General features: G+C 41.7%; 22 protein-coding genes. 12 read left to right on the forward strand and 10 right to left on the reverse strand.

The genetic code is table 11. From position 1 onward, the window contains the following. The 5 genes from BM176_RS13835 to BM176_RS13855 all read left to right on the forward strand — a co-directional run bounded on the left by BM176_RS13835 (position 1) and on the right by BM176_RS13855 (position 5,210). Positions 1 to 600, forward strand: a complete 600-nt coding sequence (locus BM176_RS13835; protein WP_255373511.1) for an acetyltransferase — start codon at positions 1 to 3, stop codon at positions 598 to 600. 15 nt (positions 601 to 615) lie between these two features. Continuing rightward, positions 616 to 1,743: a DegT/DnrJ/EryC1/StrS family aminotransferase gene (locus BM176_RS13840; RefSeq protein ID WP_090103921.1), complete on the forward strand. Its 1,128-nt coding sequence runs from the start codon at positions 616 to 618 to the stop codon at positions 1,741 to 1,743. A 72-nt stretch (positions 1,744 to 1,815) separates the two neighbouring features. After that, positions 1,816 to 2,460: a methyltransferase domain-containing protein gene (locus tag BM176_RS13845; RefSeq protein ID WP_090103923.1), complete on the forward strand. Its 645-nt coding sequence runs from the start codon at positions 1,816 to 1,818 to the stop codon at positions 2,458 to 2,460. A gap of 350 nt (positions 2,461 to 2,810) precedes the next feature. Continuing rightward, positions 2,811 to 4,262 (forward strand): T9SS type B sorting domain-containing protein, encoded by a 1,452-nt coding sequence (locus tag BM176_RS13850; RefSeq protein ID WP_177230401.1) that lies wholly within the window; start codon positions 2,811 to 2,813, stop codon positions 4,260 to 4,262. Positions 4,263 to 4,505: 243 nt separating this feature from the next. Then, on the forward strand, positions 4,506 to 5,210 hold the full coding sequence (locus tag BM176_RS13855; RefSeq protein ID WP_090103928.1) for an acetyltransferase: 705 nt from the start codon (positions 4,506 to 4,508) through the stop codon (positions 5,208 to 5,210). Positions 5,211 to 5,454: 244 nt separating this feature from the next. Here the strand turns inward: BM176_RS13855 and BM176_RS13860 are convergent, their stop codons facing one another. The 5 genes from BM176_RS13860 to BM176_RS13880 all read right to left on the reverse strand — a co-directional run bounded on the left by BM176_RS13860 (position 5,455) and on the right by BM176_RS13880 (position 9,979). Further along, entirely contained in the window at positions 5,455 to 6,138 is a 684-nt protein-coding gene (locus BM176_RS13860; protein WP_090103930.1) for a response regulator transcription factor, read from the reverse strand. 316 nt (positions 6,139 to 6,454) lie between these two features. Next, complete coding sequence (locus tag BM176_RS13865) at positions 6,455 to 7,300, reverse strand: hypothetical protein (RefSeq protein ID WP_090103932.1); 846 nt, start codon at positions 7,298 to 7,300, stop codon at positions 6,455 to 6,457. 61 nt (positions 7,301 to 7,361) lie between these two features. Continuing rightward, positions 7,362 to 8,681, reverse strand: a complete 1,320-nt coding sequence (locus BM176_RS13870) for a nucleotide sugar dehydrogenase (protein ID WP_090103941.1) — start codon at positions 8,679 to 8,681, stop codon at positions 7,362 to 7,364. A 31-nt stretch (positions 8,682 to 8,712) separates the two neighbouring features. Then, on the reverse strand, positions 8,713 to 9,477 hold the full coding sequence (locus BM176_RS13875; RefSeq protein ID WP_090103943.1) for a tyrosine-protein phosphatase: 765 nt from the start codon (positions 9,475 to 9,477) through the stop codon (positions 8,713 to 8,715). A gap of 22 nt (positions 9,478 to 9,499) precedes the next feature. After that, complete coding sequence (locus BM176_RS13880; RefSeq protein WP_090103945.1) at positions 9,500 to 9,979, reverse strand: GAF domain-containing protein; 480 nt, start codon at positions 9,977 to 9,979, stop codon at positions 9,500 to 9,502. Positions 9,980 to 10,290: 311 nt separating this feature from the next. Here BM176_RS13880 and idi point away from each other — a divergent pair, with 311 nt between their 5' ends. Both idi and BM176_RS13890 read left to right on the forward strand, forming a co-directional pair. Beyond that, complete coding sequence (gene idi, locus BM176_RS13885) at positions 10,291 to 10,806, forward strand: isopentenyl-diphosphate Delta-isomerase (RefSeq protein ID WP_090103947.1); 516 nt, start codon at positions 10,291 to 10,293, stop codon at positions 10,804 to 10,806. 79 nt (positions 10,807 to 10,885) lie between these two features. Beyond that, on the forward strand, positions 10,886 to 11,854 hold the full coding sequence (locus BM176_RS13890; RefSeq protein ID WP_090103949.1) for a (-)-gamma-cadinene synthase: 969 nt from the start codon (positions 10,886 to 10,888) through the stop codon (positions 11,852 to 11,854). Positions 11,855 to 11,926: 72 nt separating this feature from the next. Here BM176_RS13890 and BM176_RS13895 read toward each other — a convergent pair whose 3' ends face one another. Next, positions 11,927 to 12,973, reverse strand: a complete 1,047-nt coding sequence (locus BM176_RS13895) for a hypothetical protein (protein WP_090103951.1) — start codon at positions 12,971 to 12,973, stop codon at positions 11,927 to 11,929. Positions 12,974 to 13,090: 117 nt separating this feature from the next. Here BM176_RS13895 and BM176_RS13900 point away from each other — a divergent pair, with 117 nt between their 5' ends. Beyond that, positions 13,091 to 14,722: a sodium/sugar symporter gene (locus BM176_RS13900; RefSeq protein ID WP_090103953.1), complete on the forward strand. Its 1,632-nt coding sequence runs from the start codon at positions 13,091 to 13,093 to the stop codon at positions 14,720 to 14,722. Positions 14,723 to 14,804: 82 nt separating this feature from the next. Then, entirely contained in the window at positions 14,805 to 15,683 is an 879-nt protein-coding gene (locus tag BM176_RS13905) for an inositol oxygenase family protein (protein ID WP_090103955.1), read from the forward strand. Positions 15,684 to 15,780: 97 nt separating this feature from the next. Here BM176_RS13905 and BM176_RS13910 read toward each other — a convergent pair whose 3' ends face one another. The 4 genes from BM176_RS13910 to BM176_RS13925 all read right to left on the reverse strand — a co-directional run bounded on the left by BM176_RS13910 (position 15,781) and on the right by BM176_RS13925 (position 21,270). Beyond that, positions 15,781 to 16,308, reverse strand: coding sequence for a hypothetical protein (locus tag BM176_RS13910; protein WP_143097801.1), 528 nt, complete (start codon positions 16,306 to 16,308; stop codon positions 15,781 to 15,783). 272 nt (positions 16,309 to 16,580) lie between these two features. After that, positions 16,581 to 17,087: a hypothetical protein gene (locus BM176_RS13915; protein WP_090103958.1), complete on the reverse strand. Its 507-nt coding sequence runs from the start codon at positions 17,085 to 17,087 to the stop codon at positions 16,581 to 16,583. Positions 17,088 to 17,374: 287 nt separating this feature from the next. Next, positions 17,375 to 20,305 (reverse strand): FAD-binding and (Fe-S)-binding domain-containing protein, encoded by a 2,931-nt coding sequence (locus tag BM176_RS13920; protein WP_090103960.1) that lies wholly within the window; start codon positions 20,303 to 20,305, stop codon positions 17,375 to 17,377. 62 nt (positions 20,306 to 20,367) lie between these two features. Then, positions 20,368 to 21,270 (reverse strand): DUF72 domain-containing protein, encoded by a 903-nt coding sequence (locus tag BM176_RS13925; RefSeq protein WP_090103962.1) that lies wholly within the window; start codon positions 21,268 to 21,270, stop codon positions 20,368 to 20,370. Positions 21,271 to 21,572: 302 nt separating this feature from the next. On the opposite strand from BM176_RS13925, the gene BM176_RS13930 reads away from it, so the two are divergent. The 3 genes from BM176_RS13930 to BM176_RS13940 all read left to right on the forward strand — a co-directional run bounded on the left by BM176_RS13930 (position 21,573) and on the right by BM176_RS13940 (position 26,193). Next, on the forward strand, positions 21,573 to 22,985 hold the full coding sequence (locus BM176_RS13930; RefSeq protein ID WP_090103963.1) for a glycogen synthase: 1,413 nt from the start codon (positions 21,573 to 21,575) through the stop codon (positions 22,983 to 22,985). A 27-nt stretch (positions 22,986 to 23,012) separates the two neighbouring features. Then, positions 23,013 to 24,284 carry a glucose-1-phosphate adenylyltransferase gene (locus BM176_RS13935; protein WP_090103965.1) on the forward strand — a complete coding sequence of 424 codons (1,272 nt, stop codon included), beginning with the start codon at positions 23,013 to 23,015 and terminating at the stop codon, positions 24,282 to 24,284. 310 nt (positions 24,285 to 24,594) lie between these two features. Beyond that, positions 24,595 to 26,193, forward strand: coding sequence for a hypothetical protein (locus tag BM176_RS13940; RefSeq protein WP_090103967.1), 1,599 nt, complete (start codon positions 24,595 to 24,597; stop codon positions 26,191 to 26,193). Positions 26,194 to 26,199: the final 6 nt, after the last annotated feature.

Consider the following 26,199-nt stretch of genomic DNA (forward strand, 5'->3'; position numbering starts at 1 on the left):
ATGATGTATTTATATGGAGCCAGCGGCCATGCTAAAGTAATTATAGAGATCCTGGAAATGATGGGAATTCCGGTAGCCGGTTTATTTGACGATAATTCAACTGTGACGGAATTGTTAAAGTATAGCGTAACCCTTTTCCCGGATAATTTTGAGAGGGAGAATAATGAGTTGATCATTTCAATTGGTAATAACAAAATCCGGAAAGAACTCTCGCTATCGCTTAACGGGAGATTTGGTACAGCGATACATCCTAAAGCAAATATTTCGGGAAGAGCTGTGATAAAGGAAGGCTCCGTTGTAATGGGAGGTGTTACTATTAATGCGGATGCCCGGATTGGAAAACATTGCATTATTAATTCAAATGCTTCTGTAGATCATGATTGTGTATTGGGAGATTACGTGCATATCTCCCCAAATGCGGTGTTATGTGGAAATATTACAGTTGGAGAAGGTGTGCACATAGGAGCAGGGGCTATAGTCATTCCCGGAGTTAATATCGGGAATTGGGCAGTAATAGGTGCAGGAGCGGTTGTGACTAAAGATGTTCCGGGAGGAATCACTATGGTTGGAAATCCGGCTAAAAGAATTTCTGGTTTATAAAAGAGATATAAAAGGATGAAGAAGAAGATTTGGTTATCATCTCCCCACATGGGAAATAAAGAATTAGGGTTTATTCATGATGCATTTGATGCAAACTGGATTGCGCCGCTGGGACCGAATGTTGACGGATTTGAAGATGATCTGGCAACATATCTTAGCATTGGTCATGTAGCTGCTTTGTCATCAGGAACAGCTGCATTGCATTTAGGATTAATACTGGCAGGAGTAAAAAGTGGAGATGAAGTTATTTGCCAGAGTATGACTTTTTCTGCATCTGCGAATCCTATTGCTTACCAGGGAGCCATACCAGTATTTGTTGACAGTGAAGAGGAAACCTGGAACATGGATCCTTCATTGTTGGACGTTGCCATTAAAGACCGTATTGCAAAGGGGAGGAAGCCCAAAGCAATCATTCCGGTGCATTTATATGGTATGCCTGCACAAATGGATAAAATTCTGGCAATCGCCAGTGAATATGAGATTCCCATTATTGAAGATGCCGCTGAAGCACTGGGAGCTACTTATAAAGGGAAAGCATGCGGTACTTTTGGCACTTTGGGAATTTTAAGTTTCAACGGGAATAAGATCATCACTACAAGTGGTGGAGGGGCGTTGATTGGTAATGACGTGGCTTATATTTCCAAAGCCAGGTTTCTGGCTACGCAGGCCAGAGATGCAGCACCTCATTACCAGCACAGTGAAATAGGGTATAATTACAGGATGAGTAATATATGTGCCGGAATTGGAAGAGGGCAGATTCAGGTGCTGGATGAATGGGTAGAGCGCCGTCGTGCTAATTATGATTATTATATGCAGGAACTTTCTGCATTAAAAGGTATTTCTTTCGTTGTAGAACCGGAAGGAAGTTTCAGTAATCGTTGGTTAACAACGGTATTAATAAATCCAGAAACCAGTGGTGGAATTACCAGAGAGGATGTACGTATTGCGTTAGAGGGGGATAATATTGAATCCAGGCCATTATGGAAGCCAATGCATATGCAACCTGTTTTTTCAGATGCACCGGCTTATACTAATGGAGTATCCGAGAAGTTATTCAATACAGGGTTATGTTTACCCAGTGGATCAAATTTATTGGAAGCAGATTTGCAGCGGGTTGTAAATATTATTCAGTCTGTGTGGTAACGGAAAATCAGTCTGTTGAACTCATTATGTCTTGATTGTAGCAATTAATTAGAAAATTAATACAATAAGGTAATGGAAAATCAAATTGAACAACTTTACAGATTTAAAGCTTCCTGTAAAGTAGTTAGCGGGAATACCACCGCACGCAATTTTATTGAAATCGGAGGAGTTGATGCAACTTTCAAAAAATATGTTCCTCATGATTCATGGCTGATCCTTGACAAGTATGGAGATCCTGATGTGATGGTGGATCTGGATGGCAGAACATCACGGTTACCATTTGAAGACAACTCAATTGAGTATGTAATATGTACAGAAGTGCTGGAGCATTTACGAATGGGAACTCCATTGTTGAAGGAAATATATCGTTGTTTACAACCCAATGGAGAATTTTTTGTTACTGTCCCTAATGCCGTTTCATTGCGAAACAGATTGAAATGGTTGTTGGGTAAGGTTCCCCTTATGGCAGCATCAGGCGACTGTGGTAAGCCCCTGGGAGGAACCGGTATATTAATAGATGGGCATTGGGAGGCGGCTCATGTTATTGATTTTAATAAGGCCAGGTTAAGCAAATATTTAAGTAGAGTAGGGTTCAACGTCGACAGATGGTACTCACTGGATGTAAATACTGGTTTAGGATTCAGGATTCCATCATCATTAATGCCTATTTCCCTGAATGATTTCTTAGTAGTAAAAGTTAGAAAACCTCAAAATTAAATCCCGTATCATAAGATCTGATTAGGTACCTAATGGTTTAAAGCAGGGAAGGAATGTCTGTTTAAATAGAAATAATGTAAATATATATGTATTATAATAAATTTAATACATATATTTACTTTAACACTTATTTATATATGACTGAGTAGATCCTATGCTATAAACCAAATGCTTCCTATCCTATGAAACTATTGCCTATACTATGCAATAGGTTAGAATCCTGTTGTCTGAAATGTGTTGAATTATTGTGTAAGCTGTGGTTTGCAAATACTGGGCTCTTACTGTTAGTCTCTTTTGGGGTAAATACACAAACTGTTGATGCACAATCAATAAGAATTAGAAATTCATCTTTGGAAGGAATCGCTGGTACAGAAAAAGTACCAGATGAATGGCTGAAAGCAAGTAAAACGCCTGATGTTTTACCTGGTTACTTTAATATTTATATGCCAGCTTCAGCCGGGAATACTTATGTGGGATTGCAAAGTACTGCTACATGGGAGGAAGGGATCGCACAGCTTTTATCAGCTGAATTAAAGAAAGGGAAATATTATTCAATATCCTTTGATCTTGCCTTTACAGCTGTTTATGGGGAATTAGATGAAAGCTATGGTTCTATGGCGATTTATGGCGGTAATTCAGTAAGTGATAAGGCCGAATTGTTATGGGAGTCTGGACGATTTACATATACTGGGTGGAAAAGAAATACGGCTGTTTTTACCCCCTCAAAAAATTATAGTTACATTTCTTTCTGGGCCAATTATGATAGCGCAATGAGTGACGGTGGGGTCGCCATCCTGCTGGATAATTTTTCCTCTTCGATAATAGAAGGACTCCATATAACACTAAAAGCTTTTCCTACTTGTCCTAACTCGCATACGGGAAAGGTCATTGCAAATATTGCCGGCCTTTCCGGCAGATATAAGTACCGGTGGAAACCAGGAAATGATTCTTCTAAACAGGTTGCAAACCTGGCTGCAGGGGCATATAAGCTGGTTGTAAAAAGTGCCGAGGGACTTACTGATAGTGCCGAAATAACAGTGCCTGTTTCTGATCTTGATCTGAAGGTTGATATTTTATCTTCCAGATGTAATGGTGATAATACAAATGGAATTATAGCAAACGCATCCGGGGGAATGTCTCCCTATTTATATTATCTGAATGACGATAGAAATGGTCGTTCTGTAGCTGTTTTCGATAACCTTGCAGCGGGTAATTATAGTTTGATGATCAAAGATCTTGCAGGTTGTACCAATAAAGTAGAAAATATAGTATTGACTGATCCGGATCCAATAAGATTAAATCAAGTTCTGGTTAGTAGTGTGAGTTGTGCAGATGTTGCTAATGGGAAGATCATTTTATCAGCTAGTGGGGGAACCCCTCCTTATACTTATAGTATTCCCGGATATAAATCTCAGTCAGACAGTATTTTTCGTCAGTTAGATGCAAGACAATATCATTATCGAATAACTGACAGTCAGGATTGCAATATAGATGGAGATGTAACAGTAATGAAAGAATGGCGTGAGTGCGCCATATTTGTTCCAAATGCTTTCAGTCCAAACGGGGATGGTGTGAATGATGTTTTCCGTGCTAAGATAAATGACGGGGTAAGTGATTTCAGGATGGCGGTATACGGACGCTGGGGACAGCTAATTTTTGAAACTCTCGATCCAAACAGGGGATGGGATGGTAAGCAGAAAGGGATTGATCAGCCAACAGGTAGTTATTTATATGTGATCACTTTCACAGATGGCAAAGCCCAGGCAAGAAAAGAACAAGGGACATTATTATTGATTCGATAGTGATCAGCAGGCATATGAAATAATTGACTCTAATTAACAATCCATTAACGTTTTTTATCTCATACTTTGTTACCTTCCTCGACGCAACAGTTTTCGATATAAGTTCTACCCCTAAAATTCTAGTTATGTATAATTCTGTCAGATCACTGCTGCTTAGCAGTTGTAATGTTAACCGCTTTGTTCTTGTTATGTTCTATATCATATAAGATTATACCTTATCTTTTTTAAATTCAATCAACAAGCATGAAAAAAATTGCAATCTATGGAGCCGGCGGCTTTGGCCGGGAAGTGAAAATGTTGATCGACCAGATCAATGAAACAAAATCTAAATATTCTCAATGGGATTTCAAAGGATACTACGATGATGGGATGGAAAAAGGAAGAATGGTTAATGGATTTCCTGTGTTGGGAGGTGCAGAAGATTTGAATAGTATTGAAGAGCCAATGGCATTGCTGGTAGCTATCGGTAATCCTAAAGTGAAAAAGAGCATTATTGAAAAAATCAGCAATAATAATATTTCTTATCCTGTGCTGATCCACCCGAATGTGCAGATTGGTACAGATGAAGTAAAAATAGGAGAAGGAACAATTATTTGTGCGGGTTGCATTATTACAGTGAACATCAGCATCGGGAAGCATGTGATCCTGAATCTGGGCTGTACTATAGGCCATGATACTATCATTGGTGATTACTGTTCATTTATGCCGGCAATTAATATTTCCGGTGAGGTAACTATTTATGAAGGTGTATACTGCGGTACAGGCGCAAAAATTATTAATCAGGCAACAGTGGGAGCGGGAACCGTGATCGGTATGGGGGCTGTTGTTACTAAAAGTTTACCTGAGGGATGCACAGCTGTCGGCATGCCTGCACAACCAGTAAAGTTCCATAATACCGTGCCTGCTGGGAATAAAGTGGAGAGTAAAAACACAATAACGCAACAATAAATCATCATTAACCAAGGGTTAACATCTTAATACATATCTATGTATTAATATTGCATTAAGAAACATTGTAAGGGTAGCCCCAGCTGCTCAGTCCGAATAAAGATCAGCAGCTGGGGTTAACAAACAATGGATGAAAGACCGGCTTTCCATTCATGGTTCGCCGTTTTTTTTTGCACATAATTGAACGATTTATATAAAAACGCCGGCCTGTAGCAATACTGGCCGGCGTTTCTTTTGAATTCATTTATCTGCCCATTGCCCCTGCATACCCTATAGCAAATTTTACTAGTGCATTTGGCCCGGAAAGCTGTAGTTTTTTTGTAATATTATGCCTGTGATTATCTACGGTTCTCACGCTGATGCATTTATAAGATGCAATGTCTCTGCTGCTCATGCCCTTTGCAATCATTTCCAGTATTTTGGCTTCCGTTTTACTTAGTCTGTCATTGACTATCAGGGTGTTTATTTCTCCTGCCACAAATTCCCTTGTTGTTCCGGCATAGGTATCCCTTATGTGATAATACCTGCTAAGCCTTGACTGGATACTTTTCAGTAGTTCTTCCCCGCTAAAAGGTGCTACCAGGAAATCGTCTGCACCCAGGTTCATTCCTTTACGCATGTTTGCCGGGCCGTTTGGTCTGCTGAAAAGAATAAAAGGAATATGTTTTAACACCGGATCATTCCTCAGGGTAATAAGGAACTGGTAGCCGGTAGTGTCATTCATCAATGAGTCACATAAAACCATATCCGGTTGATTATTATACCCATATGCAATGCCTTCTGCAACTGTATTGGCAACCAATAGGCTATACTGTGGGGTTAATAACTGACGGAATTTGCGCAACATTCCCGTATCACCAGTCAGCAGCAAAATTTTGAGTTGGGCGGACTCAGTAATCCTTAAAACATCATTGTAAGGTGTGTTCATCGGTACATGGTTTTTTCATGTAAAACCGGCCTATGTTTATAAGCAGCTTTACAGGAATACTTTACAAAGTTATAATCTTAATAATGGTTTATATTAGGCATATTTATAACGCCTCATTTTATAAGGTAGACACGGAATAATAACAATCTAAGGGAGGCTTTTGTAGAAAGATATGGGGTTTTTTATCGCATATGCTGAAGTAAAGTTATTAAATTATTCCGGGTTATGATAAATCTCTATAAAGGAAAATGTTGTTAAAATAGGAAGAACCGGTAATAGTACCGGTTCTTCTTTATAATATGTTGAGTAGGAACATCTATTTACCGTAATTGATTTTTAATGTAACAGAATCGGAAAGAAGCTCTTGTCCGGTATATTGACTCATTGATCTTAAGGTCATTGTGGCTGGATATTTATCTTCATCATACCCATAAGTATTCCGGGTTGAAGCTGTATAACCATTTGTAGTATTAAGAGAGGAAGAGGATATAATGTTGTTGGCAGAGAGCAGGCCGGGCACCTCATCTTCATCAAAATTAATAACATAATAACCTTTTATTTGCAGTGCCGGGTTCTGTTTATCATCATAAGTATAAGTGGTAACAGTCGTACCATTTTCGCCCTGGTTATTAAGATAAATCTTTTCAAGTTTTATGATATTTCCTTTAGCATCCCAGGTATAAGCATATTTTATTACCAATTTCTCCTCCAGCTCCGTGTTATATTCATACTGGTAGATAGTATCCAGCTTACCAGTACCATAATACAGTGAATCTGAATGGCTGAATGAGCCATCATAATTATAAAATTTGATCTTGGTTACCTGTACCAGGGTATTGTAACTTATGATCTGACGTGTAAAGATTTCGTTTAGATTGGCCCCCGTTGCTTTCTCAATCTTTACCACATTTCCTGCATCATAGGATGGTATTGCAGCTGTAATTTCCTCAGAAGTGCCGTATGTGATGTACCGGTACAACGATTTATCCATATTATATTCCAAAGCGGTACTATCTCCGGCATCGGAAATTATACTTTGAACATACTTGGTAACAGGTTCGGTAACAGGAGTAGTAGAAGTTTCATCCTTTTTGCAGGCAGCAAAAAACAAAGACAGTGCGACTAAACAAATAAAAGGTTGTTTCATAAAAATGTCAGGCATAAGGATAAATATGCCTGACAAATATACATTATATTTATAATTTATAAAGAGTGCTCGTCCATTATAAACGACAATCTACAATATTCCTGTCTATACAGGCTTTGGTATCGAATATGACACCATTGTTGCGTTTATACTTCTTATAATCAAAAGTGAGGAATTCTTTATGTGCTACCGCGATAATGATACCATCATAAATTTCGTCCTCCCTCAGTTTGGTTACAATCTGCAAGCCATATTCATGGGCCACTTCCTTAGGATCTGCCCAGGGATCATAGATTGTGATATCTGTACCGAACTGTTTTAATTCATGGTAGATATCTACCACCCTTGTATTACGTACATCCGGACAGTTTTCTTTAAAGGTAATTCCCATGATGAGTATTTTAGACCCTTTGATCTTGTGGTCCTTTTCAATCATGAGTTTTACGATCTTATTGGCAACAAAATTTCCCATATGGTCATTCACCCTTCTTCCGGAAAGGATTACCTGTGGATGATAGCCAAGGGATTCTGCTTTATGAGCAAGATAATAAGGATCAACGCCTATGCAATGACCGCCAACTAATCCTGGTTTGTACTTCAGAAAGTTCCACTTTGTTCCCGCCGCTTCTATCACATCGTTTGTATCAATACCAATACGGTCGAATATAAGTGCCAGTTCATTTACAAAGGAGATATTGATATCGCGCTGGGCATTTTCAATCGCTTTGGATGCTTCTGCTACCTTTATACTAACGGCTTTGTGTGTACCGGCTTCTATAATGGAGCTGTATAATGCATCTACTTTGGTAGCAATTTCCGGAGTGGATCCGCTGGTTACCTTCCTGATTTTTGTAAGGGTGTTTACTTTATCTCCCGGATTGATACGTTCAGGAGAATAACCGGCAAAGAAGTCCTTATTGAATTTCAGGCCGGATACCTTTTCAAGTACAGGTACACAGTCTTCTTCAGTACAACCGGGGTATACTGTAGATTCGTATATCACAATGTCTCCTGCTTTCAGGATACTGCCCAACATAGTAGAAGCGTTGATTAACGGCCTCAGATCCGGGGATTTATACTCGTTGATAGGGGTAGGGACTGTAACAATAAAGATATTGTAATCTTTCAGGGAGGCTTTGTCTGAGGAAAACAGAAGGCCTTTGTCAGCGCCTTGCTCTTTTCTGATACTGATGACTTTATTAAGGTCTTCAATATTAGCTTCTTTTGTCCTGTCTTGTCCTTTACTTAGTTCTTTTACACGATCCTCATTGATGTCAAAGCCAAGTACATTATACTTTTTGGCGAATTCAATGGCAAGAGGTAAACCAACATATCCTAATCCTATAACAGCTATATGGCTATTTTCAAGCCCTTTTTGCGGAACAATGGTACTCATTTTGTAAAAATAGAATTTTAAAAGCAATTTTTTACTTTATTGCCTGTGGGGAATGTGTCAATGTATTATTTCTAAAGGGATATTCTTCCAGTAGCTTAATTAGTTTCTTGTCTTTTCCTATGGACAGGATGGCCTGCAGATGTTTTTCATGGTGCAGGTCTGTACCTATAAAATCAATTAGTTTGTTCTCTATCAGCCACTCTGCCGACTTTTGAATATGTTTGCCATAGTAGCCTGTAAGGGACAACAGGTTTACCTGCAGGTAGCAGCCACGTTGTTTAAATGTTTTATATTCTTCGGTCTGATTGTGATAATAGTTGTACCGTTCGGGATGGGCCAGCACCGGTCTGTAGCCCTGGGTAGCCAGGTCAAAAAGCCATTGGTGTAACTGTGGAGGTGGACTCATAAATGATATTTCTACCAGCAAGAGTTCTTCCGTAAGGGTTAGTAGCGGCTTTTTCATCAACTCTTCAAAATATTCATCCATATAATATTCTGCAGCATGATGGTAGCTGAGATCCAGTCCCTTTTCACGCAATGCCTCCTGTACCTGTGTGAAAGGGGCATGGAGGGTTTCTGCGGAATTAGGGTAACGATCCATCATAATATGAGGAGTGGTAATCACCTTTCTGATACCCAGTGAATGAAGGGTTTCGAGAAAATGCATAGCTGTTTCAAGGTTCTGTACACCATCATCAACACCCGGTACCAGGTGAGAATGCATGTCTGTTTCTATGCCGGCAAGGAAAGGGACAACAGCATTGTTATTATCAGATTTTTTACGGAAAAAGAACATAATTGGTTAATTGGAAATTCAATTATACTGCAAACTTCAGGCCTGCAATCAGTTCTTCCAGGAATTGTTGGTCTGTTTCGTCAAAATGATTCAGGTATTCACTATCTACATCCAGCACTCCTATTACCTCTCCATTGCGTATAACAGGGACTACAATTTCTGATTTCGAGAGGCTGCTACAGGCAATATGTCCGGGAAAGGCTTCTACATCAGGGACGATAAGAGTTCGGGCCTCTGCCCAACTGCTGCCACATACACCGCGCCCTTTTTTTATACGAGTACAGGCTACTGGTCCCTGAAAGGGAGCCAGCACCAGTTCGTCTCCTTTTACAAGATAAAAACCTACCCAAAACCATCCAAACTGTTCTTTTAATGCAGCTACTGTATTGGCCAGGTTTGCTACCTGATCAGGTTCTCCATCTACAATTGCCTTTATTTGAGGAATTATAGACTGATATGCTGCAATTTTATCGCCGTGAATAATGCTCAGATCTTCTGCCATAGAGTACAAATATACATTAAAGTTGAAAGTGGGAAAGAATCACTGCCAGGAATAGATGGTTCAAAAAGATAAAATGAACAAATTAATTCGTAATTTAAGGCCATCTCATTTTAACCCTATCTAAGACTGCATCCAGTAGTAACGATGATTTCTGTTTGTGCCAATATTGAAATTCCTTATCTCTGTTAACTATAAAAGAAAACTTATGATCACAATTCATTCTCCACCGGCAACGGTTTAGTTGCTATTAATGGGGGGCTATGCCTGCCCGAATTCGTTTACTTAAATTATCAACTATATATTTGTATAGTATGGAAGCACAGGTTATTTTGGTTAATGAACAGGATGAAGCTACAGGCGTAATGGAAAAAATGGAAGCACATCGTAAAGGGCTGTTACACAGGGCTTTTTCGGTGTTTATAATGAATGATGCCGGTGAAATGCTGCTGCAGCAGCGGGCACTGGATAAGTATCATTCAGGAGGATTATGGACAAATACCTGTTGCAGTCATCCCTTACCCGGAGAAACAGTTGAAGCGGCTGCGCATAGACGACTGTTTGAAGAAATGGGGTTTGACTGCCCGCTTACCGGACTATTCCAGTTCACTTATCGTACAGCATTCGGTAATGGTCTTATTGAGCATGAATATGATCATGTATTGTCAGGAACCTATAATGGTGTGATTAACCCAGATCCTAATGAAGTAAACGAATACCGGTACATGAGTATTACAGCAATTACCCAGCTGTTAGCTACGCAACCCACACAGTTCACGAGCTGGTTCACACTGGCTTTTCCAAAAGTAATTGAGCGCCTGAAGGTTTGAGTTTTGAAAATCTGATGGTTGAATAAACACAAACATTCAAACGCTCGGATAATCAACATGTAACCCACAATTTTCACTTATGCCAACGATCATTCTGCCTCGGATAAATTATCCGTTCCCATCTCTTATTAACCAGCATGTAGAAGCCGCCCACGAACAAAATCTCCAATGGGTACAGGCTTCCGGATTCATGAACACTACAGAAGCGTTAACCCGCTTTAACAGATCCCGCTTTGCCTGGCTGGCGGCCCGTGCATTTCCTCATGCGGAACTACATGAGTTATGCATCATCGCAAATTTCAATACCTGGCTTTTTATGCTGGACGATCAGTGCGATGAGGCACAGTTAGGTAAAAAGACTGTTTACCTGGAAAGTATCACAGATGGTTTTATGGATATCCTGAAACACAATAAACAGATAGACAGTGTATTGGGCAACAGCTTGTCTGATATCTGGCGCCGTATGCAGCAGTTAGGCAGTTCTGCATGGCAGCAGCGTTTTATCCGCAGCATGGAAGAATACTTTACTTCCTGCCATTGGGAAGCCGGTAATCGTGCTGTAGGCGCAACGCCCACCGTGGCTGAATATGTAACCATGCGCCCTTACACCGGTGCATTGTTTGCCGATGTAGAAGCCATCGAGATTATAGAAAAGGTATACCTGCCGGCACATGTATTACAGCATTTTATTGTACAGCGGTTGGTTCTGGCTTGTAATAATATCGTTTGCTGGAGCAATGATATTTTTTCCTGTGCAAAAGAAGCAAAACAAGGCGACGTACATAACCTTGTACTTGTTCTGGAACATGAGCGGAAACTTGCCTTACAGGATGCTGTGAATGAAACTGCCCGTATGCATGATGAAGAGGTGAAACTGTTTACCGCACTCGAAAAACTGTTACCGTCTTTCGGTGCTGAAGCAGATAAAGAACTGGAACGTTTTATTGCCGTGTTACGCTCATGGATTACGGCTAATTACGATTGGAGCTTCCATGATACAAAGAGATATCAGGTGCAGGAGGTAGAAGTGGTGAGTTCCCGTTTGTAACTTTATTAAAAGCCTGTATTATAATTATGATACAGGCTTTTAATTTAGCTTGCTTCTTAATGCCTTTATTTATTATGGTGCTGTTTTTTGTTTTCCTTTTCTCATTCTGCGTTCCAGCAGTTTCCCTATCCACCAGAATGAAACCGCGAGAATGGCAAAGAATAATCCTTTATGTGTACGATCCCAGAGGTATTCAAAGTAGCGGGTATACATATCCAGCAAGAGAAAGAGTACACCAGCATCTCTTACCATACTGTCATTTGTTTTAATGCCTATCAGGATAGTGATGCCGCAAAGCAGGGTGAATAATGCTACCCACCAGAGTAGTTGTATTTGTCTTACATGCTGCCATTCTTCCCAGGATGCACTGTTGCCAAAAATGGAAATGAGCCAGCCGGATAATAATAGTAGCAACCAGCCGCCTGCCCAACTGATATCTTCCACCCGTTTGTATTTCCTGTTGTTGCGAAAAAGAAAATCCAGCCCGAGCATGATCATCGCCAGCAGGAACATGCGGCAGGGAAGGTTCATACCCCAGAAATAAGGTTTATCAGTCGTTATAAAATAAGTGAGTTTTATATAAGCAGGGATCAGGCATAATAGTGTGGCAGACCATAGTAATCTGGAGGACAGGATAATACCCAGGATTCCGTAACAGGCAGTGGCCAGCAGCCAGAAAATTCCATAGTTACCATTCATGTATTGCAGGCTTTTTCCCAGATACACTACGCTTACGCCTATGCTGAGTACTGGCAGCAGCCAGAAAAGTTCCCGGTTTAATGAATAAGCGGGATGCCGGTGCTGCCGGCGGTAGCCATGCAGACAAAGAAAAATGGTTAAACCGGCAAAGAGTGCCGCTATAATACCATCCGGCAGGGAGAACTTGAGCCGGAGTACTTCGATCCACTTTTCATCCAGCACTAAAGAGCCAAAGGCCATTAGCGCACAGGAAACTGCAGCAATAAAAATATAGAGCGTAATAGCCTGCCAGTCTGCTTCCCGGATCCGCCAGGTTTTTTGCAGATCATTTGCCTGCTGAGGGGTGATGAGTGCATCTTCCTCCCATTCAGCAATTGCTTTCTGCAATAAATGCGCTTCCTTTTTGTCTACTTCTAACATATCTGTGGTAAATATAAAAGAAAAGTTGAAAGTCTATAGTCCGGCACGTATATAAATCATGGAATTATTTAATTAATTTAAAGATTCACAATTCCACGTACTAACTTTATTCCCGATATGAATCATTTGCAGGCATTAGATTATGTAGTTTTTTTCATTTATTTCGTGATTGTCGCATCGTATGGGTACTATATCTATCAGCGAAAAAGAGCGGTGAATACCAGTTCAAAAGATTTCTTTCTTGCGGAAGGCTCTCTTACCTGGTGGGCTATCGGGGCATCACTGATCGCTTCAAATATATCAGCAGAACATTTTATCGGGATGTCGGGATCAGGCTTTGCCCTGGGACTTGCCATTTCTACTTACGAATGGATGTCTGCAGCTACGCTTATAATCGTGGCTTTGTTTTTTATACCGGTATATCTGAAGAACAAGATCTATACCATGCCGCAGTTCCTGCTGCAAAGATATAATACTACTGTGAGTACCATTATGGCGGTATTCTGGTTGTTAGTATACGTTTTTGTGAATCTCACCTCCATTATCTATCTGGGAGCACTGGCTATATCGTCCGTTTCCGGGATTGATTTTGGCTGGTGTGTTTTCGGACTGGCACTCTTTGCCGTTATTGTAACGCTGGGAGGGATGAAGGTGATTGGTTATACGGACGTGATCCAGGTATTTGTGCTGATCATCGGCGGATTGGTTACCACCTATCTGGCTCTGAACCTGGTATCCAATCATTTTGGCTATGGTGATAATGTATGGAAAGGATTAGCACTGATCCGGGAAAAGGCAGACACCCATTTCCATATGATCTTTCCTCCGTCTCACCAGTATTATAAAGACCTGCCCGGCTTGTCTGTATTAATTGGAGGCATGTGGGTGAATAACTTAAGTTACTGGGGATGTAATCAATACATTACTCAGCGTGCTCTTGGGGCCGATCTCAAAACGGCCAGAAGCGGTATTTTGTTTGCAGCTTTCCTGAAGCTGCTGATCCCTGTTATTGCAGTATTGCCAGGTATAACGGCTTATGTATTATACCAGCAGGGCGTTTTCAGTTTTGAAATGAAGGATGCTGCGGGAATTGTAAAACCGGATCATGCTTACCCTACCTTGCTGAACCTGTTACCTCCTGGTTTAAAAGGAATGGCCTTTGCTGCCCTCACTGCAGCTGTGGTGGCTTCACTGGCGGGAAAGGCCAACAGTATTTCCACCATTTTCTCCCTGGATATCTATCACCGTTATTTCAATAAGGGGGCTTCTGAAAAGACCCTGGTACGTACGGGCCGAATCGCAGTGATCCTGTCTATGGTGATAGCCAGTTTCGTAGCCCCGGCGCTTCGTAACCTCGATCAGGCATATCAGTTCATCCAGGAATATGTGGGTTTCATTGCTCCAGGCGTGCTGGCCATTTTCTTAATGGGTTTCTGCTGGAAACGGACTACTTCTACGGCTGCATTGCTGGGGGCTGTACTTACTATACCGCTGTCGACCGTCCTGAAATTCCTGCCGGTATGGACTGGCGGACTATTCCCGGATTTTGCATTCCTGAACCGTATGTCGATCGTATTTGTATTCCTGATACTCCTGATGGCTATTGTTACACTATTGGATAAAAAGAGTAAATACCAGGAAAGGGTGATTCAGATTGATAACAGTATGTTCAAGCCATCAGCGGGATTTATTGCCGCAAGTATACTTATTATAGGGATACTGACAGCACTATATACTGTTTTCTGGTAGTAGCGGTCTATTCTTTGGCCATAAATTCTACTTGTTGGAATCGATTGAAATTTGTAAATTCAAGTAATAAAATCCACGCAGAATGAATGCAAATAACTTTTCGGGGGAGGAAATACGCCCACTACAGAGTATTGAAGATTGGGAGGATGATGTCGTACTCCGCTATCCAGAAGCCGACCAGCCAGCAAAGAGCAAAGAAGAGTACCGCAATTATGATAGTCCTGTAAGGGATACTGTGCGGGAATTTTATCGTCTTAATCATAAATATCAGACGTACGATTTTGTGCAGGAAAAAAAGAAAGAGTTCCTGCAGTTCAATCGTAAGGAAATGCCCGTATGGAAAGCGATGGAGTTTCTGAATACATTGGTAGATGATTCCGATCCCGATATTGAACTGGACCAGTTGCAACACCTGTTGCAAACCGCAGAGGCTATCCGGGCAGATGGTCATCCGGATTGGTTTGTGCTTACCGGTTTTCTCCATGATATGGGAAAAGTATTGTGTTTGTTTGATGAACCGCAATGGGCAGTGGTAGGGGATACCTTCCCTGTAGGTTGTGGTTTTTCAGATAAGATCGTATACCCTGAATACTTCGCAGATAATCCGGATGCAACGGATGAGCGTTACAATACAAAATACGGTGTGTACTCACCAAACTGCGGATTAGAGAATGTGGACCTGTCCTGGGGGCATGATGAGTATCTGTATCAGATCATGAAAGATTATCTGCCGGAACCGGCTTTATATATGATCCGCTATCACTCTTTTTATGCACAGCACAGGGAGCATTCTTATGATCACCTGATGAATGATCATGACAGAGAGATGTTTGAGTGGGTAAAGAAATTCAATCCTTATGATCTCTATTCAAAAAGCCCGAAACCGCCCGTAGTATCGGAACTGAAACCATATTACGAAGCATTGATCGCAAAGTATCTGCCTGAAACAATCAGGTTATAAAAGTAATAATCCATTGAAGGTGGCGGCACCCGCAATGGATTATTTTTCCTTTTTTAAAAGGAGAGTCAAGGAGCTGAAAGTATAACTTTCAGCTTTTTTATTGTTGGTTACGTAATTCTAATTTGCCATTGTACGTACCGGTTACTTTACCGGTAGGGAAGATCAAAGTATAGGTAATGGAATAATTGTCTCCATTCTTAGTACAGGTTAGCGTACCAGATGTGATACCATCAAAGAAGCGACCGGATGCTTCATCCAGATCTGTATCTTCCCATTGATATTTGTAAAAGACAGTAGCATCATCGAAGTTTTTCGTTTTATCATATGCAAGAGAATCATCGGATAAGTAAGTATAAGTCTTACCGGATATCAGTGTATCAAGATCAATATTCACAGCACACACCTTACCTTTCAAAGTATCTGTTAATACTGAATCTGTGAATGCTAATGATATTCCTTCATTCACACCGTAAGTATACAGGTAACCGTTATTGACTACTGCCGTAGTGTCATTAAATGAAAAGGAACCTCCTGTTGTTACAGCAGGCGTTGATTTGTCGTCGTCTTTTTTACATGCAGCAAAGAACAGTACTGTCGCAAGTACGGCAAAGGTTAATTTTTTCATGAAGTTGTATGTTATAGGTTGTATAATCAGGTCATAGGTTATATGATGACTTAATTCGGGACTGCCACAAACCATGTTCGCCTTGTAAAGATATTAATTATTTTAATATTACGAAATATTATATCTTTTAAATATGTTGTATAACAATGCATAGTGGAAATTATTCTTCCTGAAACGATCCGGCTATAAATGAATAATCCATTACAGGTGGCGGCACCCGTAATGGATTATTTTTCCTTTTTTATAAAAGGATAGTCAAAGTTCCGGTATGTTTAGTTCTGCAATGCCAGTTTCCCGTTGAACTTACCGGTAACTGTAGTTGTTGGGAACTGAATAGTATATCCAATTGAATAATTATCTCCACTCTTTTTAACGGTTACGGTACCTGATTTAGGCGCCCTCATAGGGGTGCTCGTTGTATCATTAATTTCTCCGTCTATAAAATCAGCTTTGTAATATCCTAAAGCATCATCAAAGTTTTTGCTCTTGTTGAAAGCCACAGAATCTTTGGATAAAAGAGTGTAAGTCTGACCGTCTATCAAGGTATCAATGCTAATGCTGAATGCACTCATTTTGCCTTCAAAGGTATCTGTTACATTAACGTCTGCAAATAATACCTGACCACCATCTGTGTCCCAGTCAAACCTATATCCGTAGGTGGTAACAACGGTAGTGTTGTTAAATGTGAATGAGTTGTCTGAAGTAGAATCGTTGTCATCTTTTTTACACGCGCTGATAAAAAGTACTGCTGCGAGTACGCTGAATGCTAATTTCTTCATCTTGAAGTTATTGTTTGATTTCTAAAGGTTATAGGTTTACGAATCGCTGATTGCAGCGAAGGATTTTGTCATAGGTGAATAAAGTTACTTTGATTATACGGGTCTGCTACAAAATCATGCTTGTCCGTTGCAAATATAGTACTTTTATTGTTATATTAAAAAAATAATATGTGTTTGTGATTATCAGATAGGAGAGTCGTGAAATAGGAGGGGCATTAGATAAAAAAATAATGCTATAAACAAAAAGCTTCGTTGGCTCTTTGTTTATAGCATCAGAATAACATTATTTAAATCAGTGCATCACACAAAATTTCAATGGGATGTAATGCTTTACGTCCCGTACCATCTTTTACCTGATGCCGGCAACTGGTACCAGGTGCGGCAATCAGCGTATCGGTGGAAGCACTGCGTACTGCCGGGAACAACACCATTTCTCCTATCTGCATAGACAGGTCGTAATGTTCTTTTTCATATCCGAAAGAGCCTGCCATCCCACAACAACCCGAAGGGATTACCTCCACTGTGTAATTCTGAGGTAACGATAAAATATTTTTACTATGCAATGCAGAAGACAATGCCTTTTGCTGACAATGTCCATGCAATTTGATATTTCTTTTTTCAGTTGTAAAAAGTGATACAGGAATGTTTCCTTTTTTTGCTTCCATACTTAGAAACTCATCTATCAGGAATACATTTTTGGATAATTCTTTCGCAGCAGTTCTCAGTTCTTCCTGTACCAGGTCCGGATATTCATCACGGAAGCTCAGGATGGCAGAAGGTTCTATACCCAGCAAAGGAATGTTATCGTTGATAACGGCGCTGAATATACGTACGTTTTCTTCTGCGAAGTTACGTGCTTTACGTAGCAGACCTTTCGACATCCATGCACGGGCACTTTCCGGATGACTGATCATCTGAACATCATATCCCAGGCGATGCAGCAGTTGTATAGCTTTGATGCCTATATGCGTATCATTGTAGTTGGTAAACTCATCACAGAAAAGGTATACCTGTTTTCCGGCAAGAGGCAGCTTTGCTTTCTCTCGCGGCCATTGTTTACGGAACCAGCTTCTCAGGGTAGTCGACTCTAAGCCCGGAAGGGAGCGTTTCAGAGCAAAGCCGGAGGTCTTTTTAATCAGATTACTTGTGAGCGGAGTATTGATCATCCAGTTATACACGCCGGGAGCAATAGTTGCCAGTCCGTTTAGCCGCGTATAGTTGCTGATCAGTTTAGCCCTGAAAGGAACACCGTTAGCATCATAATAATGTTGGAGGAATTCCATTTTCAGTTTAGCCATGTCTACATTAGATGGACATTCTGACTTACAACCTTTACAAGCCAGGCAAAGATCCAGTACGTCATAAATTTCTTTATGATCAAAGCGGTTTTCTTTGTTGGAATGCGTAAGGAATTCGCGCAGGATATTAGCCCTTGCACGGGTAGTATCCTTTTCATTGCGGGTAGCCATATAGCTGGGGCACATGGTACCACCACTCAGTTCCGTTTTGCGGCAGTCGCCGGAGCCGTTGCACTGTTCTGCATGTTGCAGCATGGTTTGTTCCGGGAAGTGAAACACTGTTTTTAAAGGTGGTGTTTTTTGTCCCGGTTCATATCGCAGCATACTGTTCATGCTGGGCGTATCAACGATTTTATGGGGATTGAAGATATTCTCAGGATCCCAGGTATATTTCAGTTGGCGAAGCAGTTCGTAGTTTTTGTCACCGATCATCTGCTTAATGAATTCACCACGCAACCGGCCGTCGCCATGTTCACCACTCAGGGAACCTCTGTATTTTTTAACGAGCGTTGCAATTTCAGCTGCTATAGTTCGAAACAGCTGATTTCCTTCTTCTGTTTTCAGGTTGATGATGGGGCGCAGGTGAATTTCCCCACTGCCAGCATGTGCGTAGTGTACGCAATAAAGGTTATGCTTTTTCAGAATTTCATTGAAGTCCCTGATATAGCCGGGCAGATCGTGAATGTCGATAGCAGTATCTTCAATCACGGGCACAGCCTTTTCATCACCAGGAAGATTACTGAGAAGGCCTAGTCCTGCTTTACGCAACGTCCAGATCTTTTTAGTGTCGTCTCCAAAGACAAGCGGGAAGTGGTATCCCAGTCCGGCGGCCTGTAATTCCGCTATCAGTCGGTTACTTATTTCTGTGATGGCCTCCCTGTTATCACGACAGAATTCCACTACGAGAATGGCACCGGGATCGCCCTGCACAAAGAAGCGATTCTTGCTTTGCTCTATATTATCTTTTGTACATTCAAGAATGTAGTGATCAATCAGCTCACTGGCACTGGGTTTATATTGCATGGCAATAATGTTGGCCCTCAGCGACTCATCTATATTATTAAAATGCACACATAACAACCCTGTCTCTTTAGGAGGCAGGGGAGAGAAATGCAGTTTTATTTCGGTGATGAAAGCCAGCGTACCTTCAGAGCCGGCAATGAGCTTACAGAAGTTAAAATCTTCGGCCCCGGCAGTAAAGGGTGCTGTTTCGAGCAACAGATCTACTGCGTAACCAGTATTACGGCGGGTAATACTAGGTTTTGGAAACTCTTTACGAATCTCTTCCTGGTTAGCATGATTGCTCAGCATGGTACGGAGCTGACGGTAAACGGTGGTTTCCAAAGTGCCATCGTTCTTTTCACAGCGGGCATGAAATTCATCTATGGTCATCTGGTGAAATATAGCTTCCGAGCCATCGCTCAGCAGGGCCTTTACTTCCAGCAGGTGTTCCCTTGTGCTGCCATATACTACTGAGTTGGAGCCGCAGGAGTTATTGCCCACCATACCACCAATCATAGCACGGTTAGCAGTAGATGTTTCCGGTCCGAAATAAAAGCCGTAAGGCTTCAGGAACATATTCAGTTCATCGCGGATTACACCGGGTTGTACGCTTACCCAATGTTCTTCTGTATTGATTTCCAGTATTTTAGTGAAGGATCGGGAAACATCAACGATAATCCCGTTACCTACTACTTGTCCGGCCAGGGAAGTCCCTGCAGTCCGGGGTATGAGTGAGGTTTTATTTGCACGCGCGAAGGCGATTAATGTCTTAAGATCTTTCTCATTTGCCGGAATAGCTACTGCTAATGGCATTTCCCGGTAAGCCGATGCGTCTGTAGCATACAATGTCCGCATGGTTTCATCATCGTATAGTATGCCCTCTAAATCCTGGGCCAGTTCACTGAGCTTGTTCCGCATATATAAATCTTCCCTTTTCAGGGTATAAAAGTAATATTTAGAATGATGGGAAACAATGATTGTCAGAAGAGGGTATTCTGTTGACTTACGAACCTGGGTCTGGGCAATTCAATTCCGCATACCTGTTTTATCTTATCTGCCACATATACAGTGAGTTCTGGAGAGTTTGCCTGGTCGTGCATAAAAAAGTACAGCTCTTTTAAGCCATGCAGAAGCCAGTAGTGGATCCTATTCACCCAGTCATCAATACGGGTATAATCAGTAGGATGTGCCCCATTACCTACATAGCGGATAAATGCTTTGGCAATGGGCATATACATATGGGCACAATCCCGGCGGCCGGCGGTATCCGTGATTACGGCACCTACTTTTAGCCGGTGCAGGGTGTTGAAGAGTTCGTTGCGTACATTCTGATCACTGAACCAGTCCGGATTACGGACTTCCAGGAAAAATTGCAGGTCAGTGGGAAGGCTTTCCAGATATTTGAAAAGGTTATCTCTTCTGTTGGGAGAGAACCTGTCGCTCAGCTGTAAAAAGATAGGCCCCAGGTGGTCTTTGAAAGCCAGAATGCCTTCCAGGAAAGCGGTGGTCTGATCTGCGGCATTGATCAGGGTACTGTAATGGCTGATGGACTGGGGCACTTTAGGGCAGAACTTAAAATGTTTTCCTTTGGCTCTGGCATCCCATTTCTCCAGCACATCTGCCCCATAAATCCTGTAATGGGTGGCATTTAATTCAATGCTGTTATAGTGATGCATGTATTCATCGGGCCAGTCGCTTTCCCTGGTACCTTTGGGATAGATCTTGCCCACCCATTCCCTGCGGCCCCATTTGGCACAGCCTAGGTAAACGTGCGGTTTTTTCAATGGAGTACCCTTCAGTACTGTTTTATTGAGAGCCGGTTCTGCCGGCAGCTTAAAATCTATTTCGTCCAGCAGGGCCGGATCAACGCGACCAAAATCCATATTCCGAAGATAAGAAATTGTAAACTTTCCGCGTTCCGTGGTTTCTCTGCCCCAGTTGTGGTATAAATGCACATAGTTGTAATGTTTTCTGCATTGGCTAACAATAGAACAGATAAGGATATACGAATATAGATGAATAATCTGCATGTGAGGGAGTGCGCCACACTACTGGATTATTGCAGGCCTCTCTTACTTAAATCAGTCATAGAAAAGGCTGTGGGGCTATGTAAATAAAAGTTGGACATTTCTTTGTAATATCCTTTTTCCAAGGTAATTTAATGAAACAGACATAACAGTTAAGCATGGAGATTTTACACGTTAGCGCGGAATGTTATCCGATAGCAAAGGTTGGAGGACTAGCAGATGTAGTGGGCGCACTACCCAAATACCAGACCCAGGCGGGCTGTGTAGCGAAAGTAGTGATGCCGGCTTATAAAACCCGGTTCTTTGCAACTCAGGAATTTGAATTGGTACATCAGGGTGGTACCTGGTTAGGACACGACTGGTACCATGTGAATGTATGGAAGGAGGAACACAACATCCTTGGTTTTGATCTTTATCTCCTGGATATTCCGGGCCTGCTGGATAAAGAGGGGGTGTACGGACACTGGAATGATACAGAACGTTTCCTTGCATTCCAGGTAGGAGTGCTGGACTGGCTAAATGAATGGACACATCACCCGGATGTTATTCATTGTCACGATCACCATACAGGGTTAATCCCTTTTATGGTCAGCTATGCCTACAAATACGAACGTTTAAGGAATATTGCCACTGTATTAACGATTCATAATGCACAGTACCAGGGCCAGTTTGGCTGGGATGAGCTATACCGACTGCCGGGATTTGATCTTTGGAAAGCCGGACTGCTGGGATGGGATGGTGCTATTAACCCACTGGCATCAGCTATCAAATGTGCCTGGCGTTTTACTACAGTATCGCCTACTTACCTGGAAGAACTGTATTCCAATGCAAACGGGCTGGAAAGCCTGCTGAGCAGCGAACAGAATAAAGGAGTTGGAATTCTGAATGGCATTGATTCTGTAGTATGGGATCCGGCAACGGATCCGATGTTACCCATTAATTACAATGAATTTACTTTTATAAAAGCAAAAGAGGACATAAAAAAGCTATTATGTGAGGAGTTTGATCTTGACCCTAAATTACCGCTCATCTCATTTATCGGACGGTTGGTAGGAGATAAAGGTGGAGATCTGTTACCCGAGATTATAGGACGTTCTCTTTTTGAGCAACACCAACAACTTAATTTTTTAGTGTTGGGCAGCGGCGATCCTCACGTAGAATGGTCGCTACAACAAACAAGGATATATACAGGAAAGAATTTTAATGTACAGTTTGGGTATAATGAGGCATTAGCCCACCGTATTTATGCAGGAAGTGATTTTCTTCTGATGCCTTCCCGTGTGGAGCCTTGTGGTCTTAATCAAATGTATGCATTGCGTTATGGTACTGTGCCCATTGTTCGCAGCACTGGCGGATTAAAAGACACGGTTATAGATTTTGGTGACCCGGGTGGGTTTGGAATTCGTTTTATACAGCCCGCCACATGGGATGCCTGTAATGCTGTAGGGCGCTCACTGGTGCTGTATAATAATGCGTCTCTCTTCCAGGAAATCAGGGAATATTGCATGCAACTGGATCATTCCTGGGACAGTGCAGCATCCGAATATCTGAAATTATACAATAGTCTTTAAGAACAATTGAAATAAAAGAATCAAAATATGTCTAACGCAGTTATCTCCCTTATCTTAGGCGGCGGGTCAGGAACCCGTCTCTACCCCTTAACACGCCGTCGCTCCAAACCGGCTGTGCCAGTAGCTGGTAAATACCGGCTGGTGGATATTCCCGTTTCGAACTGCCTGAATGCAGAAATGAACCGCATATTTGTGCTTACTCAGTTTAATTCTGCATCGCTGAATAAGCATATAAAAAACACATATTCATTCAGCCATTTCAGTAAGGCCTTTGTAGATATCCTGGCAGCAGAACAAACACCAGATAACCCCACATGGTATCAGGGAACAGCAGATGCGGTGCGTCAGTGTCTGCATCATATCGAAAACTTTGAGTATGAATATGTCCTGATCCTTTCGGGCGACCAGCTCTACCAGATGGACTTCCGCGAAATGCTGCAGAATCATATCGAATCACAGGCAGAAGTATCTATTGCTACCATCCCGGTGAATGCTAAGGATGCATCAGACTTTGGCATCCTGAAAACGGATGACAAAGGTATGATCACCTCCTTTACGGAAAAACCGAAACAGGATGTTTTAGGTCCCTGGGCTTCGCCCGTAAGCGAAGAAATGCAGGAGGAGGGTCGGCATTACCTGGCCAGTATGGGGATCTATATTTTCAGTCGACAAACGTTGTACGACCTGCTGAATGATCAGGTGGCATCCACTGACTTCGGAAAGGAAATTATTCCGTACGCGATTCATGCAGATATGAAAGTTGTTAGCTATCAGTATACCGGCTACTGGACAGATATCGGAAATATCAGTTCTTTCTGGGAAGCCAATCTCAGCCTCACAGACGAGATTCCTAAATTCAATCTCTTTGATGAATCCAAGACCATCTATACACGTGCACGTATGCTACCACCGGCAAAGATTTCCGGTACCATGAAAAATACAATCATCGCTGATGGCAGTATTATTTCAGACAGTTATCTGGAACGGTGTGTAGTGGGGCTCCGTACCCGTATAGGAGGAGGATCTACCATTACCAACAGTTATGTGATGGGCAGTGATTTTTACCAGACACTGGAAGATCTTGCAAGGGCGAAAGCAAAAGGACATCCTCCTATTGGCATCGGTAATAACTGCCGGATCAATAACACGATCGTCGACAAAAACTGCAGCATTGGTAATGATGTAGAGATCAATGTGGGAGAACGTTTGCCGGATGGTGACCATGAACTGTACGCAGTGAAAGATGGTATTGTGGTGTTAAAGAACGGGGCTGTAATCCCCGATGGATACGTGATCTAAGCATGACAAATATAAATATTGAGGCTGTTTCAGATTCCTGGAACGGCCTTTTTTTTGAGATAACTGACAAGTATACACTCTTATAAGAATGTTCAAAAGTATGTGATGGAGAATGTGAGATCCTAAGGCCCATTATTTATTTACACAGTTACGTATTTTATCAAAAGAATCTGTAAATTTATCTGAGTTATCCAGGTAATACCTTTTCAAATTTTTCGTGAACGTAGATGCATTAACCCTATGAAAATGTTTACCTCGCCAATAATATATCATTATAAATCCTCTATTTCTTCATTTAAAATTTAATCTTATGGGACTCAGTCAGATTAGTCTTACTAATTATGATATGGTTGTTGCTGTTACACAAAATGGCCTGAATGAATCGTTGGCCGAATATCTGTATGGATTGGATAAAACAGTTGCACTCTATTTCAATGTTGATGATAACGGTAATTACATCCCTGCCCCTGATCCATCTACGGCCAATTATACCTTTACCGGTACGCTGGATTATCCAATGGGTAGTAATGGTAGTCCGCTGGTGCAGTTATATACAGACAAAGGGAACCAGACCATATTGTACAATATAGTCTTCAGTAATGCCACTTTTTCATCCTCTGTTGCTCCTGGGTTCAGTATCTCCCAACCTACTGATGGACCGTTCTGGGTAATCCAGTTTGCGGTGAACCTGGCAACTGCCACAGTGAATGCTCCTGACGCACCGGCCGCTGTACAATCAGCCGTTAGCAAGTTGAATAATTTTTCTTATTCCATTCAACAGCTTTATATAGACCTCAATACCGCCAACTACGATACCTATTTAGGAATTGAAGGATTGACCGGTTCTGCTGAAAATATTCTGGCAGGAATCATGAAGGTATACCTGGCGTCACTCCAGCAATCGGGAGGAATTATTTTTGGATATACTGTTCGGCAGGTTGCTACGATGGACAACACACCTACTTTCATGCCTACCTCGCTGGAATTTTGTGTAATGCCCTATACAGATGCTAACGGTAATTATTCTAATCCGGGTCTGGATACACTTACTTACCTGGCGATGTTTAATGGGAATCCGTTACCTGCAACTGCTCCTGTTACATTGGGATTTAATTTTGTGGATGATAATACTGTGCAGGGAGCAATGGCCATTAGGCAGGACCTTTATGCCAATTTCCTTGCGTCAGAGTTGAATTCTATACTATCAGATCTTTCTCCGGTGGCTTATGTTAGTCTTAGTTGCGATGTTGCTATTGATGACCAGATTATGCAGCTTAATGCCGGATCGCCGGGTGCTTTTACAATGGTTACTCCATCAGCAAGTAATAATAATGTCGTTGCACAATATACTTATACTTCGCCTACTGCCAATGTCACAAAAACATGTTTCGGAGGTGATCTGGGTGGAACGCTTACCTACACTATGAACTGTTCGCTGGCATTCAATGGCACTGCAGCTACGCTTTCAGGTGCAATCACTATTTCGGCCGATTCACAACAGTCAGATCAGAATGGTGGCCTGCTGGACCTTTCCATGCCGCCAACAACTTATAACTGGAGTGTAGATCTTGCTTTACAGATGGACCTCACCAATAATGGCCAGTTAGACCTTGTATTACAGAATGAGAATTTTAATAGTGAGCCCGTAGTACAGCAACAAGATCAATCTGCCTGGAATAAATTCTGGGGTTCAGTGGCGGGTGCTTTCCAGGAATTCGCTTCGAATCTCAGTGATCTGCGGACAACCACCCAGACCACTATTGTTGATAATATACAACCCAGCCTCACTATTGCTATCCAGTCGGCCAACCACTTTGTGTTTCCTGCAGGCAATACTTTTGTGTTTTCAAACCCACAATTCAGTGCTACCTGCGATCTTGTATCGAATATCACTTTCCTGGCCCCCTGATTTATT

The sequence above is a fragment of the Chitinophaga sp. CF118 genome (assembly GCF_900112615.1).
GTDB lineage: Bacteria > Bacteroidota > Bacteroidia > Chitinophagales > Chitinophagaceae > Chitinophaga.

Excerpts from the sequence above, each read along its gene's own strand:
- BM176_RS13855 (WP_090103928.1), top strand. The coding sequence starts at position 4,506 with ATGAAAAAAATTGCAATCTATGGAGCCGGCGGCTTTGGCCGGGAAGTG.
- BM176_RS13870 (WP_090103941.1), bottom strand. The coding sequence starts at position 8,681 with ATGAGTACCATTGTTCCGCAAAAAGGGCTTGAAAATAGCCATATAGCT.
- BM176_RS13930 (WP_090103963.1), top strand. The coding sequence starts at position 21,573 with ATGGAGATTTTACACGTTAGCGCGGAATGTTATCCGATAGCAAAGGTT.
- BM176_RS13900 (WP_090103953.1), top strand. The coding sequence starts at position 13,091 with ATGAATCATTTGCAGGCATTAGATTATGTAGTTTTTTTCATTTATTTC.
- BM176_RS13860 (WP_090103930.1), bottom strand. The coding sequence starts at position 6,138 with ATGAACACACCTTACAATGATGTTTTAAGGATTACTGAGTCCGCCCAA.
- BM176_RS13875 (WP_090103943.1), bottom strand. The coding sequence starts at position 9,477 with ATGTTCTTTTTCCGTAAAAAATCTGATAATAACAATGCTGTTGTCCCT.
- BM176_RS13880 (WP_090103945.1), bottom strand. The coding sequence starts at position 9,979 with ATGGCAGAAGATCTGAGCATTATTCACGGCGATAAAATTGCAGCATAT.
- BM176_RS13925 (WP_090103962.1), bottom strand. The coding sequence starts at position 21,270 with ATGGATTTTGGTCGCGTTGATCCGGCCCTGCTGGACGAAATAGATTTT.
- BM176_RS13840 (WP_090103921.1), top strand. The coding sequence starts at position 616 with ATGAAGAAGAAGATTTGGTTATCATCTCCCCACATGGGAAATAAAGAA.
- BM176_RS13835 (WP_255373511.1), top strand. The coding sequence starts at position 1 with ATGATGTATTTATATGGAGCCAGCGGCCATGCTAAAGTAATTATAGAG.
- BM176_RS13910 (WP_143097801.1), bottom strand. The coding sequence starts at position 16,308 with ATGAAAAAATTAACCTTTGCCGTACTTGCGACAGTACTGTTCTTTGCT.
- BM176_RS13920 (WP_090103960.1), bottom strand. The coding sequence starts at position 20,305 with ATGCGGAACAAGCTCAGTGAACTGGCCCAGGATTTAGAGGGCATACTA.
- BM176_RS13845 (WP_090103923.1), top strand. The coding sequence starts at position 1,816 with ATGGAAAATCAAATTGAACAACTTTACAGATTTAAAGCTTCCTGTAAA.
- BM176_RS13940 (WP_090103967.1), top strand. The coding sequence starts at position 24,595 with ATGGGACTCAGTCAGATTAGTCTTACTAATTATGATATGGTTGTTGCT.
- BM176_RS13895 (WP_090103951.1), bottom strand. The coding sequence starts at position 12,973 with ATGTTAGAAGTAGACAAAAAGGAAGCGCATTTATTGCAGAAAGCAATT.
- BM176_RS13865 (WP_090103932.1), bottom strand. The coding sequence starts at position 7,300 with ATGCCTGACATTTTTATGAAACAACCTTTTATTTGTTTAGTCGCACTG.
- BM176_RS13915 (WP_090103958.1), bottom strand. The coding sequence starts at position 17,087 with ATGAAGAAATTAGCATTCAGCGTACTCGCAGCAGTACTTTTTATCAGC.
- BM176_RS13935 (WP_090103965.1), top strand. The coding sequence starts at position 23,013 with ATGTCTAACGCAGTTATCTCCCTTATCTTAGGCGGCGGGTCAGGAACC.
- BM176_RS13905 (WP_090103955.1), top strand. The coding sequence starts at position 14,805 with ATGAATGCAAATAACTTTTCGGGGGAGGAAATACGCCCACTACAGAGT.
- idi (WP_090103947.1), top strand. The coding sequence starts at position 10,291 with ATGGAAGCACAGGTTATTTTGGTTAATGAACAGGATGAAGCTACAGGC.
- BM176_RS13890 (WP_090103949.1), top strand. The coding sequence starts at position 10,886 with ATGCCAACGATCATTCTGCCTCGGATAAATTATCCGTTCCCATCTCTT.